Raw genomic sequence first — 16,588 nt, forward strand, 5'->3', positions numbered from 1 at the left:
TTTCGATTGTAGAGTGCACCCATGACGAATTTCCCCGTGCCCCTGCGCGATCCGGCCCCGATGCTGGAGCGCGCCCTGCATGAATGGGGCGGCCACCAGGACCTGTGGATCTTTGGCTACGGCTCGCTCATCTGGCGCCCGGATTTCGACTACGCCGAGCGCCGCCCGGCCACGGTGCACGGCTGGCACCGGGCCCTCAAGATGTGGAGCCGCATCAACCGGGGCACGCCTGAATGTCCGGGCCTGGTGTTCGGCATGCTCTCGGGCGGCAGCTGCCGGGGCATGGTGTTCCGGGTGGACAAGGCGCATGCCCGCCAAGTGCTCATCAACCTGTGGCAGCGCGAGATGCCCACCGCCGTGTACGACCCGCGCTGGCTCACCTGCCACACGCCCCAGGGCCCCGTGCAAGCGCTGGCCTTCACCCTGTCGCGCAAAAGCCCCAACCACACGGGCGAGCTGCCCGACCACGAATACCGCCGCATTTTTGACGAGGCCTGCGGCCGCTATGGCACCACGCGTGACTATGCCCAGGCCACCTACGATGAGTTGCGCCGCCATGGCATCCACGACCGGGCTCTGGCAAGACTGATTGCGCTGGCCCAAAAAGAGGCATAGTGCACACTTTTGCTGGACGCGTGTGTAGCAGGTGGCGAGACTGTGCCCTTGTGCCGGTTTCAATACCGCGTTCTTTTATTCAATCATCTGGAGGAGTTGGAGCCATGAAGATTCGTTTTGCTATTGCCCTTTCGTCCCTGGCCGCCGTCGCGCTGGTGGGCTGCGCGTCACACCTGTCTGGCAACCGCGCCACCGCCAAGCTGGAGCCCACCCGTGGCAACACCACCAGCGGCACTGTGACCTTTGTCCAGACCGGCGATGGGGTGCAAGTGTCTGGTGAGGTGCGCGGTCTCAAGCCGGACTCCGAACACGGCTTCCACATCCATGAAAAAGGCGACTGCTCCAGTGGCGACGGCATGAGCACGGGCGGACACTACAACCCCGGCGGCAAACCGCACGGCGCCCATGGCTCAGGCGAGCACCACACGGGCGACTTGCCCAGCCTCAAGGCTGACAAATACGGCGTGGCCGCATTCAGCTTTGTATCGCGCAGCATCAGCGTGGCAGGCCCTACCAATGACATCACCGGTAAGGGCCTGATCGTCCACCGCGACCCCGACGACTACAAGACCCAGCCCACGGGCAACGCGGGGCCTCGCCTGGCCTGCGCGGTGATCGCCGCCAAGTAACAAAGAAATCACGTACCTTTGGGCCTGAACAGCCCCATCTGCAACCCGCCCGCCAGAGATGGTCGGCGGGTTTGTTTTTGACTTCAGGCCGTCTGGCGCATTGCGAGGATGCGCTCAGCCCGCTCCAGATCCTGCACGGTGTCGATGTCTGTCACCGTGCCTTCATCCTCCACCGCAAGGTTCTGTACCTGCCCCTGCTGCGCAAACTGGCGCACCACGCTGGCCGCGCCTTGCTCGCCCGACAATGCCAGCAGGTCCTGCAGGCATTGCGTGCCAAACCCCACAGGATGGCCGCGCTCGCCATGGAAGAAGGGCACCGTCACCGCACTCTTCGCCACGGCCTGAGCCAACATTTGCAGGGTGTCAGGCCGCACCAGAGGCAGATCCCCCGGCAACACCAGCCAGCCCGCCGCACCGGCCGTGGCCCGCACCGCCGCAGCAATCGAATCGCCCATTCCCGGGTGGCCCAGGTCCTCCAGGTGCCAGGCCAGCCCACTGGCGCGCACGGCGGCCAGCGTGTGCTGTAGCACGGGCACCCCGGCCAGCAGCGCACGCAGCTTGTGCACCTGCCCGCCCGAAGCCACAAACCGCTCGCCCCGTCCGGAGGCCAGCACCAGCACCACGGGCAGGCCGGGCGGGATCGTGTTAGAGCAAGGGGCGGTAGTGGGCTGGGTAGGCATATCGCACCATGCTAAGCCAACGGCTGGCCCCCTACCCTGTCCAATGCTGCGTCAAGCCAGCGTGTAGCCGCCATCCACCACCAGGTTGTGCCCGCTCACATAGCGGGCCGCCTCCGACAGCAAAAACAGCACCGGCCCCGCCATATCCTCCGGCCGCGCGGGGCGCCCTGCGGGCGATGCCTGCAGAGCGGCGCGCATGTTGTCCTCGCTGCCGAAACCCGCCACTGCCATGGGCGTGACGGTGGGCCCCGGGCTCACGGCATTTACGCGGATGCCCTGCTGAAAATACTCCAGCGCCGCATTGCGCGTCAGGCCCAGCGCCGCATGCTTGCTGGCGGTGTAGGCCGAGATGCCCGCAAACGCCACGCCGGACGAGATCGACAGGTTGTTCACGATGGCGCCGCCACCGGTGGTCAGCATGGCCGCAATCTGGTGCTTCATCGCGTGGAAGATGCCCATCACGTTGGCCTGCAGCACGGCCTGCACATCGGAGGCTGCCAGCGTGTGCAGCGGCGCGCCCGTGCCCAGCGCCCCCGCGTTGTTGAAAGCGCCGTCCAGCCGACCAAAGCGCTTGATGGCGGCCTCGACGCAGCGCTGTACGCTGGCCTCGTCCGTCACGTCCACAGGCGTCACCCAGGCCTCGCCGCCTGCTGCCCGCACCTGCTCGGCCACGGCTTCGCAGTCGGGCACGCGGCGCGCAGCCAGCACCACCCGGGCGCGCTGCCGCCCCAGGGCCACGGCAGTGGCCGCGCCAATGCCGGACGACGCTCCGGTCACCAGAATGGCCTTGCCGGCCAGATTCCATTCGCTGTTTTGCATGTTGTTTCTCCTTGGATTGTGCAAATCAACGGCTAGCTTATTGACGCATTCATTTCACATAAATAGCCAAAAAATGGATTGGTTCGTGAATATGATTCATCAATGAGCCTGGACCTGGCCGATCTCAAACTCCTCAGCACCGTGGCCCGGCACCTCAGCTTTCGCATGGCTGCGCAAGAGCTGGACCTGTCGGCCTCGGCCGTAAGCCACGCCGTGCGCTCCATCGAAGAACGGCTGGGCGTGCGCATGTTCAGCCGGACTACCCGCAGCGTGGCCCTCACCCCCGCCGGGCGCCAGCTGCTGGACCGCGTGGGGCCGGCACTGCAGGACATCGCAGCCGCCATCGACGGCATCAACGACTTTCGCGACACCCCGCAGGGCCTGCTGCGCATCAACGCCCCCCGCCCGGCGGGCGAACTGGTGCTGGGCCCCCTGGTGGCGGAGTTTCTGACCCGCCACCCCAAGGTCGAGGTGGAGCTGGTGCTGGACGACGGTTTTGTGGACATCGTGGAAGGCGGCTTCGATGCCGGTGTGCGCTATGGAGAGAGCCTGCAGCAGGACATGGTGGCCCTGCCCCTCGGCCCGGCCCAGCGCCTGATGGTGGTGGGCGCGCCCGCATTGCTAGAGCGCGTGGGCACGCCCCACACGCCCCGCGACCTGCTTACCCTGCCCTGCGTGCGCATCCGGTTTCCCAGCGGCGCGCGCTATGCGTGGGAGTTCGAGAAAGCCGGGGAAAAGATCGCAGTGGACGTGGAAGGCCGCCTGACAGTGGGCGAGATGCCGCTGATGCTGCAGGCCGCGCTGGCCGGTGTCGGCTTTGCCTACATGTACGAGCCATACGCTCGTGAGGCCCTGGCCAGCGGCGCGCTGGTCAGCGTGCTGGATGACTGGTGCCCGCCGATTCCAGGTTTCTATCTGTACTACCCCAGCCGCAAACTGCCCACGGCGACGTTGGCCGCGTTTATCGAGATGGTCAAAGCCGCGCAGTGGCCGGGTTGATGGCTAGACGAGGCGCAAGCAGCAGGGGCAGAGATTGTTTGGCCCAGCGGACCAGCCTTCTCTTCCTGGGCATCACCCCACAAGCCGTTCACCCACCTCGCTACAAATGCCAATGACCGTGACTGGCAAACGCGCAGCGTTTCACTCGACCCCCATTGGCAGGCAGTTTTGACCCGAAGCGGTCTGTTTGCCACGCAATAGGGATCGGCCATTGGCTGCCGTTCAGTTAAAGTCCTCGCCCTCCGGGTGATTTTTGCCCGTATCGTGCACTTCGCATCCCAACGGGCATTGGCTCCCCGGTGACGGGGTTTGAAAACACAATCCGCGACTTTGGGCGGTACGTCGGCGGACGCGGCCGTGCAAACTACAAATCGCGGAGCCAGAAAAAATATGTTGTTAACCGATATAGCCGTCGAGCACACGTTGGTGTCCAAAAAAGATGGCGTTCGTCAGACTTTCTTGCTGCATCCTTTTACCGATACACAGCGCGACTCACTTGGCAAATTCGAACTTGTTCGTGACGTCAGCCAGCCAGGATTCAAAGACGTGAAACGCTCCACCTTCGTATCGTTTCAACAATTAGCGGAGCTGTATGCGAAGGGCCTGCTCGAAGAATTCGAGTTTTCCGTTCGCATGTGTCCGGGCCAAGGTACCTACCCAGCCAAGCTTCCGGCCAAAAAAATACTGCCCACCAGCATCAAGCCAGGCTCTTCATTCGATCTGGCGGTTCAAAAGGTGGATATCTCCAAACCCGCTACTCGCGAATTGAGAACAGCCCTGCTTCGCGCCAACGTCAAAGTCTAAAAGTACCGACGCTGACTGATATAGGAGCCACTGTGAATCCACCCATTGCGCATGCTGAACTGATTGCCACGTTCAAGCGGGCCCAAGCAAATGCCGATCACAAATTCGGGCTGATCAAAGCTGCGGCAAATAAAGGCCCCAAGGCCATCCAAGCCGCCACCGAAACAGCTGCAAAGGCTGCGAAACGCAGGGACTCGTTTGCGGGAAAACTGGAAATTCTGGGGGTGAACCTCAAGGATTAAGCGCCACCAAGCCTACGGCGTAAAACCCACCATTGGCGGCTGTGCACAACGAGCCCTGATCGTCAAAATAAAATTCTGAAACTGAAAACAGAATCGATATGACGGCGGCACTGAGCAAGGTCTAGGAGAAGAATAAGGCGGCACTTATGGCAAACGAAGAGGAAATCCATCGCAACAAACTCACGGGTAAGACCTACATTAGCCCACAGATCCCGACGCTGAACGGGCCTCTTCGCATTGCATCCAAGGTAATCGATTCCGAGGGTGTCTACTACGCCAAGGTGAAGAAGGAGGTTGTCCTTCGTCGTACTCCAACGGCAAGAACCGAGATCGTTGCTAAGTTTCTTGAGGATGACAATAAGCTCACGGTGCTGACATTCCAGCAGTTCAACGGCAACAACGGCCAGCCCCACCGCACGAACTTCTCATTTGTTGGCAGCGAGATCCCAAGGCTTCTGGGCTTTCTCAACGACATTGCGGAGGTGGAGTTCAAGCACACAGGCGCAGTCAACATCACAGACACCGAGTTGCACCGACTGGTGCTCTCCAAGGCTCAGGCTGCGACCTTGGTTCATGACAACCAGGAAGTGTTCCTTGAAGCGCTCAAGTCCGAAGTTACTAAGGATGACATCGTCGCTTTGGGCTATCGCAAGAAGCAGCTTGGCGTGTTCTCTCAACTCCTGAGCGATCCAGAATTTTTTGAACTGTGCAAGAAGCAGAAGTCCATCAAGGGAGATGAGCCACTTTGGCAAGCCTACTTTGAGAAGAATCCATGGGTGTTTGGCTACGGGCTGAGCTACTTTTATGTCACCGGGTTTGAAGAGCGAAAGCTTGAGCAGTTTGTCCAGGGCTACGACCTTCTCAATCGAGGCAAGCGAGCAGATGCTGTACTGAAGACCAGAGGAATCATCAACTCCCTTTGCTTCGCGGAAATCAAGCACCACAACACCAAACTGCTTGAATCAGAAGCTTATCGGGCAGGTTGCTGGGCACCGTCCAAAGAGATGGCTGGTGCGGTCGCTCAAGTCCAAGCTACCGTTGCGATAGCCATGCACAAGCTTCATGGTATGCAGCGCATGGTGGACGACGATGGGAATCCCACGGGCGAAGATTTTTTCAACTTCAAGCCGCGTGCGTTCATCGTGATTGGCTCCCTCAATGAGTTCATGGGCGAGCATGGTGTGAACCAAGACAAGCTGCGTTCCTTTGAGCTTTATCGAACGAGCATCACTGGGATAGACATCATGACCTTTGATGAACTGTTCGAGCGGAGCAAATTTATCGTGGAGTCCGGACAGCCATGATGAACTGGACTGCTCCATACGACGGTCTCTTCAAGCTTCTGGACAGGCCGGGAGAATCTATCCACCAACACTCACCACCGCTTGAATTGGGCCAAAAGCTGCTCACTAAACCAAACCAAACACAAACAGAGCAATGACCCGCACGCCAAACTGGCGCGACCGAATGATCCATAAAAAAGCGCCGGGCTTTTTCAAACCCGGCGCTTTCATGCCATCCAACCCGATCAAGCCAACTTAAACGGCAACTCCCTCGGCGTCTTGCCCGTCAAACGCGCCACCGCATTCGCAAACGCAGGTGCCAGCGGTGGCAACCCGGGCTCGCCCATGCCGGTAGGCGGCTCGGCACTGGGCACGATGTGCACAGCCACTTGGGGCATGTCGGTGATGCGGGGCACGGCGAAGTCGCCGAAGTTGCTTTGCTCCACCACGCCGTCCTTGAGCGTGATGGCGGCGCCCGGTAAGCACATCGACAGGCCCATCAGCGCCCCACCCTGCACCTGGGCTTCCACGCTTTTGGGGTTGACCACCAGGTTGCAGTGCACACCGGCCGTGATGCTGTGCAGCTTGGGCGTGCCGTCTTTGACAGACGCTTCGACCACGTAGGCCACGACGGACTGGAAGGACTCGTGCACCGCCACACCCCAGGCGCGGCCTGCGGCCAGCTTCTTTTTGCCGTACCCCGACTGCGCCACGGCCAGTTGCAGGGCGGCCTTGTGGCGTGGGTGCTTGTCGCCCATCAGGGCCATGCGGTAGGCCACGGGGTCTTGCTTGGTGGCGCGGGCCACTTCGTCGATGAGCGTTTCCATGACATAGGCCGTGTGGGTAGAACCCACGCTGCGCCACCAGAGCACCGGCACGTTCACATCGGGGTGGTGCACCGACAGCTTCATGGGCACGTCATAGGGCTCTTTCATGCCCTCGATGGCAGTGGCGTCGACGCCGTTCTTGACCATGAAGGCCTCGAACGGCGAGCCCTTGACGATGGACTGGCCCACGATGCTGTGGTCCCAGGCCAGGATCTTGCCCTTGGCATCAAAGCCGATCTCGGCGCGGTGCACGTGCATGGGGCGGTAGTAGCCGCCCTTGATGTCGTCCTCGCGGCTCCACAGGGTACGCACTGGCGCGGTGATGCCTGCGGTTCGCGCGGCCTTGGCCACGCCGCAGGCTTCCACCACGTAGTCGCTAGTGGGGATGGCGCGGCGGCCAAAGCCGCCACCGGCCATCTGGGTGTTCACCTTCACGTTTTGCGGCTGCAAGCCCAAAGTTTTGGCGGCGGCCATGGCGTCCAGGCCGGGCATCTGTGTGCCCATCCAGAGTTCGGCCTTGTCACCATCCAGCTTCACCGTGCAGTTGAGCGGCTCCATGGGCGCGTGCGCCAGGTAGGGGAAGACGAATTCGGCGCTGATCTTGTGCGCAGCGCCTGCCAGCGGCGCCATGTCGGCCTGCATGGCCACGTTGCCGGGCTTGGCGGCCAGTTCGCGGTATTGCGCCAACAGCGCCGTGGTGTCGGGCTTGGCGACGGCGCTGGTGTCCCATTCCACCTTGAGCGCATCGCGGCCCTGCTTGGCGGGCCAGTAGTCGTCGGCAATGATGGCCACGCCCTCCCCGCCCCGGTCGGTGGGCACGCGCAGCACGGCTTTCACGCCCTTGATGGCTTTGGCGGCGCTGTCGTCCAGTGACTTGGGCTTGGCACCGAACACCGGCGGGCGCGCCACCACGGCGGTGAGCATGCCGGGCAGGCGCACGTCAATGCCGTAGTCCTGCTGGCCGCTCGACTTGGCCTTGGCATCCAGCCGCCCCGTGGGCTTGCCGATGATGCGGAACTGCTTGGGGTCTTTGAGTGTGACTTTCTCGGGCACGGGCTGCTTCATGGCGGCTTCGGCCAGTGCGCCATAGCCCAGCTTCTTGCCGCCGGGGCCCACCACAAAGCCGTTGCTTGTGCGCAACGCCGAAGCGTCCACGCCCCACTGCGCGGCTGCAGCCCCCACCAGCATGGCCCGGGTGCGGGCGCCCAGCTCGCGGTACTGGGTGTACGAGTTCTTGATGGAGTTGGAGCCGCCCGTGAGGTGCATGCCAAACGCCGGGTCGGCATAGGCAGGGTTGGCGTCGCCGTGCACGCTGCGCACCTTGCTCCAATCGGCATCCAGCTCTTCGGCCAGGATCATGGGCAGGCCGGTTTGCACGCCCTGGCCAAAGTCCAGGCGGTTGATGGTGACGGTGACGGTGCCATCGGCGTCGATGCGCACAAAGGCCGAGGGCTGCTCATGCGGCTTGAGGCCCGCAGGCTCCGCCGCGCCCGCACCCTGTGCGGTGGCCGCCAGCGGAAACGCGCCCAGCGCAAAGCCCGAGGCTGCTGTCACCTTCAGGAAGGTACGGCGCGCCATGCCATCGGCTGCGTCGCTTGCTATTGAATCAGTAGCTGCCTGGGCTTTATCCATCAGCGCAAGCAGGTTTTTTGGCATGTGGTGGCGTGCGGCCGCCACGGCAGAAGGCTCGAAATGCATGGTGTTCTCCTTCAGTCAGTGGGCTTGGTCAGGCCAGTGCCTTGGCGGCGTCGTGGATGGCGGCGCGGATGCGCACATAGGTGCCGCAGCGGCATACGTTGCCGGCCATGGCGGCGTCGATGTCGGCGTCAGTGGGCTTCTTCTTGCCCTTGAGCAGTGCGGTGGCGCTCATGATCTGGCCGCTTTGGCAGTAGCCGCACTGCGCCACGTCGTGCTTGACCCAGGCGGCATGCACCGCCTTGCCCACTTTGTCGCTGGCCGTGACGGCCTCGATGGTGGTGATCTTCTGCCCTGCAGCGGCCGAGATGGGCGTGATGCAGGAGCGGATGGGCGCGCCGTTCAGGTGCACCGTGCAGGCGCCGCACAAGGCCTGGCCGCAGCCAAATTTGGTGCCGGTCATGCCCAGCGTGTCTCGCAGGGCCCAGAGGATGGGCGTGGATTCGTCGGCATCGACTGCAGTGTCTTTGCCGTTGACGTTCAAAGTGGGCATCGTGGGACTCCTTGGGGTGAAGGACAGCGCTCAAAAGTTCAGCGCAAGCGGGTGCGGCTTGGGGGATGGGTTTCCGCAGTGTTCTTGTTTTGGAGAATACTTATTCGATTAAAACTGAAATCGAGAATCTGTGCTGGCCTTCAAGTTCTCAGGCCTTGATCGCGTCCCAGCACAGGCCAAAGGCCATCTGGTGCACGGCGTCGTCGTCGGGCAGCACCTGGGTGCGGATCAGGTTGCCCATCTCGCGCACCGAGCCCACCAGGCTGGCGGTGAGCAGCGGGATGGGCACGGCCTTCAGAATCTCTTGCTGCTGGCCCTCTTCCATCAGCGCAAAAAAGCCCGCCATCAGCCGGGTCGAGAACTCGCGGTTGCCCTCGGTGAACCAGGGCGAGTTGTAGTACTGCTCTTGAAACACCACCTCGGCATACTGGTCTAGCCGGTGGCGCAGCAGGTTGCCCCAGATGCGCCGCACCCGTCCCCGGTAGGGCGTGCCAGGCACCACACCTTCCATGATGCGGGCGGCGGTCACCGTCTTGGCGTCCTGGTAAAGCTGGCTGATGAGTTCGTCCTTGGACGGGTAGTACACATAGAGCGTGCTGGTGGCCAGTCCCGCATTGCGGGCGATCTCGGCCATCGTCAGGCCGCTCAGGCCCGTCTGGGCCACCAGCTCGAAGGTGGCCTGGGCTATGGCGCGCTGTTTTTCGTCGTCCTTGGGTTTCATCGTTGCGCCAATATAAGCGAATAAGCATTCGACAACAACCCGCCCCGCTTGCGACCACCTGGCACCAGCCTCAGGCCCCGAATCCCGGCGTGCACAATCGGGCCCATGACCACCTCCATCGCCGACCTCCGCAAGAGCTACGAGCGCGCCGAACTCAACGAAGACGCCTCGCATGCCGCCCCCCTGCAGCAGTTTGACCAGTGGCTGAAAGAAGCCATTAGCGCCGAGGTGCCCGAGCCCAACGCCATGACCCTGGCCACCGTGGGCAGCGACCTGCGGCCCAGCACCCGCATCGTGCTCATCAAGGGTTACGACGAGCGCGGCATTGTCTGGTTCACGAACTACGACAGCCGCAAGGGCCGCCAGATTGCAGGCAACCCGTTTGCAGCGCTGCAGTTTCACTGGGTGGAGCTGGAGCGTGTGGTGCGCATCGAAGGCACTGTGGAGAAGGTCAGCGATGAAGAGAGCGACGAATACTTCCACAGCCGCCCGCTCGACTCGCGCATCGGCGCCTGGGCCAGCCCGCAAAGCCAGGTCATTTCAGGCCGCAGCGTGCTGGTGGCCAACGCGGCCAAATACGGTGCGCAGTTTTTGCTGAAGCCGCCCCGCCCGCCGCACTGGGGCGGCTACCGCCTGAAGCCTGACCAGTGGGAGTTCTGGCAGGGGCGCAAGAGCCGCCTGCATGACCGGTTGCGCTATCGGCTGGATGGGGGCGAGTGGGTGCGGGAGCGGCTGGCGCCCTGAGCCCTGGTGCCCGTCGTATCTGGGAACCAGCCATGAGGCATCAAGTAGTTCCATGCCCGAAGTCGTCTACATTCGTCTTGACAAGGATTCTGAGCTGCCCCAGCTTTCTCTAGGTAGCTTTCGCGCCCTCGTCATGATCGAGTCCGAAGTAGCGGCGCTCTGGCAGAACGCGGTGAGCGACTGGCTGGTACGTTCAGGTTGTCTGCAAATGATGGCCTGGGGTCTTGGCTGCAGTTCCTGGGACGACTCTGTGGACTGGGCAAACATTGAGCAGTTTGCTTTTGGAGATATACCGGACGAGAGCTTTGTCCTGACCTCATGGCATGAGAACCAGTCGCTGCAAGAGGTCATGCATTTCTGCAAGCATTTCGCAGGCCATCCGTTTGCAGAGCTACGCACAACGTTGTTATTGCATATCGCACCTGAGCCTCGCGAGGAGGAAATTTGCAGCTTGTACGGCGATGCGTAGTCGATCAAAGAGGTTGCAGAGCGGTTGATTGGTGCAAAGCGGCAGCGGTCACCCCACCACCCACCGCGTCACCACCACAATCACCACCGGCATAGTCACCAACCCCAGCGCGGTGGACACGGCCACGCTGGCCGTCACCTCTTCTTCTGCCACGCGGTAGCGCTGCGAGAACAAGAACACGTTGGCCCCCACGGGCAGCGAGGCGGCCACGATCATCACCGCCAGCGGCAGGCCCGACAGGCCCAGCGCCCAGCCCAGGGCGGCCAGCACGACCGGGTGCACCACACATTTGACGAGCGCAATGCGCATTGCCGCCTTGAACTGGTGGCCGACCTTGGTGAACGCCAGCGTTACCCCCACCAGCAGCAGCGCAATCGGCCCCAGGGCCTGGCCCAGCAGCAGCAGGGGCTTGTCCACCACCTGGGGCACCACCAGGCCGGTCTGCGCAAACAGCAGGCCCGCAATGATGGGCAGCGGCACTGGGTGCACGATGCCGTTGCGCATGGCCTGCAGCACGGTGCGCCACATGGGCTGCTGCGTGCCGCCCGCCTGCCCCGCGTGTTCGCGCGCCGCGGCCAGCTCGAACACCACCGTGGCGGCCGTGAGCAGGATGAGCGAGTGCACCGAGATCAGCGTGAACAGCGTGACTAACCCCGCATCGCCAAACACCAGGCCCACCAGGGGCACGCCGATCATCAGCGTGTTGCTGAAGGTGTTGGCCAGTGCCCGTGCCGCGCCCAGCGTGTTGAAGCCCTGCAGCGCCAGTGTGGCGGCATACACGATGCCAAACGCCACAAAGTAGATGCCCACGGGGCCAAAGTTCAGGTCCTGGATGTGCACCGTGCTCATGGTGCGAAACAGCAGCGCGGGCGTGAGCACCATGAATACCAGGTTGGCCAGGTCCTTGACCGACGCCGCACGGATCCAGCCACGCCGCCCCACATAACAGCCGATGGCGATGAAAAGGATGACGGGGATCAGCGAGGTGAAAACGGGCGAGTTCAAGGTGGTAGCCGGCGCGCGAACGCAGCGAGAAGGGACAAGCGGGAGGGGGCAAATAGCCAGCAGCAGGGCCCTATTGTGGCCTGAGCGGCCACCCCACGCGCGTCTCGATACTATGAATTCAATAGCTACCAGCGCTTAACCAGAAGGCGCAAGAGGCCATTTTGATGCAGAAACTCCGGCGCCAGCGGCGGCCCGCGACCCCTGGCACGGCGTTTACTGAAACACGCACACGCCCAATGACTGGCTTTTGGCCCGGTACATGGCGGTGTCTGCGGCGCGCAGGTAGTCATCGACCGTTGCCAGCCCGGATGCGCTGCTGACCAATCCAATGCTCGCGCCACTGATCACGGTGTGTTCGCCGATCACATACGGCGCTGCAAGGGTGGCGGCGATCTGTCCTGCGCGTTGGCGGGCTTCAGCGGGATCAATGGACTCCAGCAGCACATTGAACTCGTCGCCACTCATGCGGGCGACCAGATCCACGGCCCGAACGCAGGATTCGAGCCGCCGCGCCACCTGTTGCAGGAGCTGGTCGCCCACATGGTGCCCGTAGCTGTCATTGACGGCCTTGAACCCGTTGAGATCCAGGAGCAGCACCGAGAACATCGTGGCTCCATCGCGCGTCGGCACGCCATCACCGTTCACTCCGTCGTTCTGCTGCAGCGCGATGAGTTGGGAGAGGCGATCACGAAACAATGGCCGGCCGGGCAAGTTGGTCAGCGCATCGTAGGAGCTGCCCCGCTCGGCCAGATCGCTCAACGAGCCTGCCATGCGCACGGGAACACCCTCTTCGAACTCGGCGAGCCCGCGCCAATTGACCCATACCAGCCGCCCAGCCCCATGGAAGGCACGGAAGTCCACCGAGAAGTTCGGGCTGTTTCCCGACAGGTGCCTGCGGTAGGCCTCCTGCACGCGAGCGTGATCCTCGGGATCGATGAGTTGCTCCAAAAAGCGCCAGCCTCCGTCATACACATGGTCGCGGCTACCCAGCCCGACGATCTGGAGAAAGCGCCCGGACACATGCAGGGCGTCCGTTCGCAAGTCCCAATACCAGATGCCATCGTTGGATCCACGGGTCGCCAGCGAATAGCGGTTTTCGGAGCGCACCAACTCCAGTTCGGTGTTCTTTTGCTGCGTGACATCGATCATCAGGCCAATCATGCGGTTCGGCCTCCCCGGCTCGACCACGGCGCGGCACAGATCCCGCACCCACACGACCTTGCCCGACTTGGCGATCAGCCTGTAGCTCATCTCGTAGGCATGGCTGTGTGTGGCGTTGTATGCAGCATCGTCGATGCGCAGTGCCTCCTCCAGATCATCGGAGTGCACATGCGCCCGCCAGAAGCCCGGGTCGGCCCGCCACTCCTCGACGGAGTAGCCAAACAAGCGCTCGACCTGCGGGCTCAGAAAGGTATTGCCCACTCCGATTTCAGCTTCCCACACCACGCCGTCAATGGTTTCCAGCAAGCGCAGAAAGCGCTGGCGAACTTCCACCAGCACCTGCTCGGTGACTTCGGTGATCTCGATCAGGACACCCTGGCGGCTGATTACCCGCTCCGCCGCATCCGTCTCCGGGTGGAACTGCAGACGCACCCAGCGATAGTCGGCGTCGGCAAAGCGCAAGCGGAACACCGGCATGCCCGAGCGCATGGTGCCGACGTCGTCGGGATGCACGAACTCCAGCAAAGACCTGCCAAGTGCCGCCGCCACCGAATGGCCGGTGAGCTTGTGCCATGCCTGGTTCAGGTAGGTGATCTGCCACAGCGCATCGGTCTGCACCACCGCCTCGGGAAGCAGTTGCAGCAGGTTGGCGGACGGCGTGGGCGTGGTGGGCATGCAGGGCTATCGCAAAACGGGGCAGATACGGAAAAGGCAACGCAGAACAAGTCCTTCGCGCGTCGCGCTACCCGGCTTTGGGCGGCCTGCTGCGCTGCCAATCCCATTCCAACATCGGGTGCACGCCATCGCCGAGGCTCGGGCCGCGTCGCCTTGACGGATCGGAACATCAACCATCTGAAACCAAGTATGGCATGCATCCAGGCCCTCCTTGGTTTCGGCGGTTTGGGCCAATGGCATGTGCGAGCCAGCAGCGCCCTGCCCCGCCGCTGGCTCGCTCATATCACGACGGCATCACCCGTCAGAACGCCACCTTCACCCCCACCGTCAGGTTGCGCCCCATCAGCGGTGCCGCGTTCTTGATGAAGGAGGTGTGCGCATACGCCAGGCGGTCCGTCAGGTTGGTGCCCTTCAGGTACACCTGCCAGGGCGTGCCGCTGCTGAACTGGCCGTTGTAGGCGAGGCCCACATTCAGCATGCCGTAGCCGGGGGTTGTGGTTTCGAATGCCGCGATGCGGTTCTGGCGCGCCACCTGCACCCACTCCACCTGGCCTTCCCAGGCGTTCCAGTTCGCATCCAGCCGCAGGCCGGCGCGGGTGGCGGGGATGCGTGGCAGGTTGCCTGCGCCGTCGATCTTGGCCCGCACGGTGTCGCCGAACAGGGTGACGCCCAGGTTGCGCGTGAGGCGCTGGCGCACCTGGCCTTCTATGCCGGTGAAGGTGGCGTCGGCCTGGCTGTATTGCAGCAGTTGCAGACCGTCCAGCGCATCAAGCGTGCGGCCGTAGATGTAGTTGTTGATGCTGTTGCGGAACACGCTCACACCAAAGGTGGTGTCGCCCGCCGTCTTCTTCAGGCTGAGGTCGAAGTTCTGCGAGGTTTCGGAACGCAGGCTGGCGTCGCCACGCTCGTACGTGCTGGTAGCCATGTGCAGGCCGCGTGCGTACAGCTCTTCGGCTGAGGGGGCACGGCTGGCGCGGGTGAAGGAGGCTCCCACCTGGTAGCCGGGCGTGAGCTTCCAGACCGCGCCCAGCGATGCCGACGTGCCGTTGTGGCTGCGTTCGATGCCGCTGGTTTCGGCGCGGGCGGTCTGGCGGTCGTGGCGCAGGGCGGCTTCAAAGCGCCAGTCGCCCAGGCGGTATTCCTCCAGAGCAAACAGGCCGGTACGGCGGGTCACCGTGGGCTGCACGTAGGCCTCTTCGCCCTCGGCGCTGAACTTGCGCTGCGAGGTCTGCAGGCCGATCACGCCCTTGAACCCGGCGATGGGCTCGTGCTGCAGCTCGACGCGGGTGTCGTAGGCCTTGTTCTTGAAGGTGGTGCTGACGGCACCGTCTTCCACCTCGTCGTGTACGTAGTCCGTCACGCCCGCGCGCAGGCGCAGGGCCGAGAAGCCCGCAAAGGGGTTGCGCAGCTCGCCCCGGATGTCGAAGCGTTCGCTGCGCAGATCCACCACGGGCACGGCGCCATGGCCATGGTCGTGATCGTGGTCATGGCCGTCTTCACCTTCCTCGCCTTCGTGGGCGCCGCAGTGCAGCTGGTTGCCATGGGTGTGGCAGCCTTCAAAACTGTGGTTGTGGCCCGGCAAGCCGTATTTGGCGGCCTGGCGGGTGTAGGCCGCGCCCAGGTAGCCACGCTCACCCACCCACGACAGGCCCACGCTGCCGGTGTTGGTGCGGTTGAAGCTGCCCAGCACCTTGCGCGTGGCTTCGCCCTCGGGCGCCCAGCCTTTGCCCACACGGTAGTCGCCCGCATCGCGCGCCACGCCTTCCACATGCACGGCCAGGTTGCCGGTGCCGCCCGTCAGCGAAAAGGCCCCTGCCCCTTCGCGTGCGCCGGTGTTGGCACGCAGTTCGGCACTGCCCTCCAGCCCCTTGGCCGGGACGGCGGTGGGCACCTTGCCATCCAGTACGTTGACCACGCCGCCGACAGCGCCGTTGCCGTAAATGAGGGCCGAGGGGCCGCGCAGCACTTCGATCTGCGTGGCGAGCATGGGCTCGGACACGACGGCGTGGTCGGGGCTGATGGTGGAGGCGTCGTGCAGCTCGGCGCCATCAGACAGCACCTTGACGCGCGGGCCGTCCATGCCGCGGATGATGGGGCGGCTGGCACCGGCGCCAAAGTGGCTGCTGGTGATGCCGGGCTCGCTGTTGAGTGTCTCGCCCAGCGTGGCCTCGCGGCGGCGCACGAGTTCGTCGCCCTCCAGCACGGTGACAGGCGTGGTCATTTCGCTGGCGCCCAGTTGCAGGCCGCTGGCAGACACAGTGACGGGCGGCAGGCTGGGCGTGGCTTCAGCGGCCGCCGGGGCCGTGGTCTGCGCCTGGGCGATGGAGCCAGTACCCGACAGCGCCAGCAGAGCGGCCAGGGCCACGGGGTGCAGGGTGGTGGGGCGGCGGTGTTGGGGCATTGCGGGGCGGGCGAAGGAGAGTGTGGTCATGGTGGTGGCTTGCAACAAAGGCATGCGCTGCGCCACACCGGGCGGGCCGGGTGTGTGCGGGCAGGCAGACAGCTTCACGCCTGGTGGGCGTGAAAATATGAGTAAAAACAGCCTTCTGCGCGCATCTGTATTGCGCTTTCAGCTATGAAATTGGGAGTGATAGGTGCCCAGGGGCGCTTGCGCGCGACGAAACCCCGGCCATGGGGGCTGGGGCCGCACGGCGCAAGGATGCGCCAACGCGGGCAGGCGCTCAGGCCGCTGGCGGGCCCCGCGCGAGGAACAGCGCGGTGTGCGGG

Annotated in this window: 16 protein-coding genes; 8 read left to right on the forward strand and 8 right to left on the reverse strand. The window is 63.5% G+C overall.

Features of this window, described 5'->3' with window-relative positions; translation table 11 throughout:
* The first annotated feature begins 21 nt into the window (after positions 1-21).
* On the forward strand, positions 22-615 hold the full coding sequence (locus AC07Z7_RS19470) for a gamma-glutamylcyclotransferase (protein WP_094286037.1): 594 nt from the start codon (positions 22-24) through the stop codon (positions 613-615).
* 104 nt (positions 616-719) lie between these two features.
* Entirely contained in the window at positions 720-1,244 is a 525-nt protein-coding gene (locus AC07Z7_RS19475; protein WP_252662080.1) for a superoxide dismutase family protein, read from the forward strand.
* Positions 1,245-1,327: 83 nt separating this feature from the next.
* On the opposite strand, the gene AC07Z7_RS19480 is transcribed toward AC07Z7_RS19475, so the two are convergent.
* Together AC07Z7_RS19480 and AC07Z7_RS19485 are read right to left on the reverse strand one after the other, a co-directional pair.
* Positions 1,328-1,924, reverse strand: a complete 597-nt coding sequence (locus tag AC07Z7_RS19480) for a nucleotidyltransferase family protein (protein WP_494767350.1) — start codon at positions 1,922-1,924, stop codon at positions 1,328-1,330.
* 51 nt (positions 1,925-1,975) lie between these two features.
* Complete coding sequence (locus AC07Z7_RS19485; protein WP_494767351.1) at positions 1,976-2,743, reverse strand: SDR family NAD(P)-dependent oxidoreductase; 768 nt, start codon at positions 2,741-2,743, stop codon at positions 1,976-1,978.
* 102 nt (positions 2,744-2,845) lie between these two features.
* Between AC07Z7_RS19485 and AC07Z7_RS19490 the strand changes: the two genes are divergently transcribed.
* The 4 genes from AC07Z7_RS19490 (at position 2,846) to AC07Z7_RS19505 (ending at position 6,092) form a co-directional block, all read left to right on the forward strand.
* Entirely contained in the window at positions 2,846-3,742 is an 897-nt protein-coding gene (locus AC07Z7_RS19490; RefSeq protein ID WP_494767352.1) for a LysR family transcriptional regulator, read from the forward strand.
* A gap of 309 nt (positions 3,743-4,051) precedes the next feature.
* Positions 4,052-4,546: a hypothetical protein gene (locus tag AC07Z7_RS19495; protein WP_494767353.1), complete on the forward strand. Its 495-nt coding sequence runs from the start codon at positions 4,052-4,054 to the stop codon at positions 4,544-4,546.
* Between the two features lie 32 nt (positions 4,547-4,578).
* On the forward strand, positions 4,579-4,788 hold the full coding sequence (locus AC07Z7_RS19500; protein ID WP_494767354.1) for a hypothetical protein: 210 nt from the start codon (positions 4,579-4,581) through the stop codon (positions 4,786-4,788).
* A gap of 146 nt (positions 4,789-4,934) precedes the next feature.
* The gene (locus tag AC07Z7_RS19505) at positions 4,935-6,092 is read left to right on the forward strand and encodes a Shedu immune nuclease family protein (protein ID WP_494767355.1); all 1,158 of its coding nucleotides are present in this window, start codon (positions 4,935-4,937) and stop codon (positions 6,090-6,092) included.
* 224 nt (positions 6,093-6,316) lie between these two features.
* On the opposite strand, the gene AC07Z7_RS19510 is transcribed toward AC07Z7_RS19505, so the two are convergent.
* From AC07Z7_RS19510 to AC07Z7_RS19520, 3 genes are all read right to left on the reverse strand, one after another.
* Complete coding sequence (locus AC07Z7_RS19510; protein ID WP_494767356.1) at positions 6,317-8,596, reverse strand: xanthine dehydrogenase family protein molybdopterin-binding subunit; 2,280 nt, start codon at positions 8,594-8,596, stop codon at positions 6,317-6,319.
* Positions 8,597-8,624: 28 nt separating this feature from the next.
* Positions 8,625-9,086 (reverse strand): (2Fe-2S)-binding protein, encoded by a 462-nt coding sequence (locus AC07Z7_RS19515; RefSeq protein ID WP_063460252.1) that lies wholly within the window; start codon positions 9,084-9,086, stop codon positions 8,625-8,627.
* A 148-nt stretch (positions 9,087-9,234) separates the two neighbouring features.
* Positions 9,235-9,807 carry a TetR/AcrR family transcriptional regulator gene (locus AC07Z7_RS19520; protein ID WP_494767357.1) on the reverse strand — a complete coding sequence of 191 codons (573 nt, stop codon included), beginning with the start codon at positions 9,805-9,807 and terminating at the stop codon, positions 9,235-9,237.
* Positions 9,808-9,912: 105 nt separating this feature from the next.
* Between AC07Z7_RS19520 and pdxH the strand changes: the two genes are divergently transcribed.
* Both pdxH and AC07Z7_RS19530 read left to right on the forward strand, forming a co-directional pair.
* Positions 9,913-10,551 (forward strand): pyridoxamine 5'-phosphate oxidase, encoded by a 639-nt coding sequence (pdxH, locus tag AC07Z7_RS19525; RefSeq protein WP_252660683.1) that lies wholly within the window; start codon positions 9,913-9,915, stop codon positions 10,549-10,551.
* Between the two features lie 52 nt (positions 10,552-10,603).
* A complete protein-coding gene (locus AC07Z7_RS19530; protein ID WP_494767358.1) occupies positions 10,604-11,020 on the forward strand; it encodes a DUF7684 family protein in 417 nt (138 codons plus the stop codon).
* Between the two features lie 48 nt (positions 11,021-11,068).
* On the opposite strand, the gene AC07Z7_RS19535 is transcribed toward AC07Z7_RS19530, so the two are convergent.
* The 3 genes from AC07Z7_RS19535 to AC07Z7_RS19545 all read right to left on the reverse strand — a co-directional run bounded on the left by AC07Z7_RS19535 (position 11,069) and on the right by AC07Z7_RS19545 (position 16,262).
* The gene (locus AC07Z7_RS19535) at positions 11,069-12,025 is read right to left on the reverse strand and encodes an AEC family transporter (protein ID WP_494767359.1); all 957 of its coding nucleotides are present in this window, start codon (positions 12,023-12,025) and stop codon (positions 11,069-11,071) included.
* 213 nt (positions 12,026-12,238) lie between these two features.
* A complete protein-coding gene (locus AC07Z7_RS19540; RefSeq protein WP_494767360.1) occupies positions 12,239-13,861 on the reverse strand; it encodes a PAS domain-containing protein in 1,623 nt (540 codons plus the stop codon).
* Positions 13,862-14,162: 301 nt separating this feature from the next.
* A complete protein-coding gene (locus AC07Z7_RS19545) occupies positions 14,163-16,262 on the reverse strand; it encodes a TonB-dependent receptor domain-containing protein (RefSeq protein WP_494767361.1) in 2,100 nt (699 codons plus the stop codon).
* Positions 16,263-16,588 lie beyond the last annotated feature (326 nt).

The sequence above is a fragment of the Acidovorax sp. GW101-11A03 genome (assembly GCF_059424825.1).